This is a genomic window from Bacillus sp. mrc49, assembly GCF_002803435.1.
In genome coordinates this window covers 1-1,732 of the sequence record NZ_PHNG01000493.1, presented here as the reverse complement: position 1 = coordinate 1,732, position 1,732 = coordinate 1, and the positions used below count along the sequence as shown (strand labels likewise).

The window sequence follows — 1,732 nt, the reverse complement described above, 5'->3', positions numbered from 1 at the left end:
AGGCAACGCCGATAATGATGCCAAGCATGGTTAAAAAAGCACGGACCTTATTAGTTTTGATAGAGCGTATGGCCATCTTCATCGATTCGCTCAAGTTCAATCCAATCACCTCCGCTTTCAAAAAGCTGTCCATCCTGAATCCGAACGACACGAGTTGCTTCCTTTGCCACTTCCATGTCATGGGTGATAAGGATGATGGTTTGCCCCTTTTCGTTTAAATCTTTTAGCATCTGCAGAACTTCTTTACTTGTTTTGCTATCAAGTGCCCCCGTCGGCTCATCCGCCAATAAAACGGGAGGGTTGCCCGCCAATGCCCTTGCGATTGCCACCCTTTGCTGCTGTCCGCCGGAAAGTTGATTCGGCAAATGGTTCATCCGGTCACCCAGGCCAACCCTATCAAGACAGGAAACGGCGGCCTCTTTTCTTTCCTTCACGCTCACTCCTCTATAGACAAGGGGAAGCTCGACATTTTCCAGCGCTGTCAACTTCGCCAACAGATTGAAATTTTGAAAGATGAATCCTATTTTAATATTGCGAATCGCCGCTAGCTCATTATCCTTCATTTTTTCAACTTCTTTTCCATCAAGAAGATATTCACCTGTATCAGGCTTATCCAGACACCCTATCATATTCATGAACGTCGATTTCCCTGATCCGGAGGGACCGATGATGGAAATGAAATCGCCTTTATCGATGGTAAGACATACATCCTGAAGCGCCTTAACGGTTTCACCGCCCAGTTCATATGATTTGGACATGTTTTGGATTTTGATGATGGGTTTCACCATTTCACTGACCTCCCTTGCCGCTCGGCATTCCGCCACCGCCTGGCATTCCGCCTCCGCTTGGCATTTGCATTTCCCCTCCGCTTGGCATTCCGCCTCCGCCCCTCATTCCATTGAAGCCGCTGCCTGTCCGGTTTTCATTGGAGATCGTTATCGGTAACGAAACCTCCTGTCCCTCTTCCAGCCCAGAAGTTATTTCAATATACCTATCATTACTGATTCCAGTCTCGACCAACGTCTTTGAACTGGCTACCGCATCCGTTGCACCAGCCTCCTGGACACTGACATATTTCTGATCACCATCCATTTGGACTGCTTCAATTGGAACATATAAGGCATCTTTCGCACGATTCGTCAAAATGCTCACCTCGGTCGACATCCCAATTTTAATATCGCGAGGCTTATCGATTTGAATCGTGACATCGAATGAAGAGACGCCATTTTCATACGTACCCTCCCTTGATACACTGGTCACCTTCCCCGTGAACGTTTCATCTTCGAAGGCGCTCGCTTTTATCTCGACCGTTTGTCCTTTTTTGACGCTTGGAATATCCAATTCATCCACACTGACCGTTGTTTTCAATTTTTTATAATCCGTAACATGTGCCACCACATCACCGCCTGATATTCTGTCGCCCGCCTCTACATCCAACGTGGTTACCGTACCATCGAATGGGGCCGTTACCGGGTCACTTCCATCCGTGAAGGTAATGAGCTCATCACCCTTTTCAACCAATTCATTTTTCTCTACAAGCACCTCATCCACCTCGGCTGCGGCCGAGGAAGTGACGTCCTCACTATTGATTGCAGCAACAGAACCCGAACCACTTATCTCGACTTCAAGGTCTCCCTTTTCAACCTGGGCCGTCACCGACTTAGCCACAGCTGGCTCCGCTTTTTCCTTCATGAAAAACCAAAACGAACCCCCAATGGCTAGCACCAATACC

General features: G+C 47.9%; 3 protein-coding genes. All 3 read right to left on the bottom strand.

From position 1 onward, the window contains the following. The coding region (locus CVN76_RS31665) for a hypothetical protein (RefSeq protein WP_332850607.1) at window positions 1-82 on the bottom strand (82 nt) is incomplete at its 3' end. Then, window positions 51-788, bottom strand: coding sequence for an ABC transporter ATP-binding protein (locus tag CVN76_RS04730; protein ID WP_100530478.1), 738 nt, complete (start codon window positions 786-788; stop codon window positions 51-53). The genes CVN76_RS04730 and CVN76_RS31665, both read right to left, overlap by 32 nt. 1 nt (window position 789) lies before the next feature. Then, a partial coding sequence (locus CVN76_RS04725) for an efflux RND transporter periplasmic adaptor subunit (RefSeq protein WP_100530477.1) occupies window positions 790-1,732 on the bottom strand: 943 nt, incomplete at its 5' end.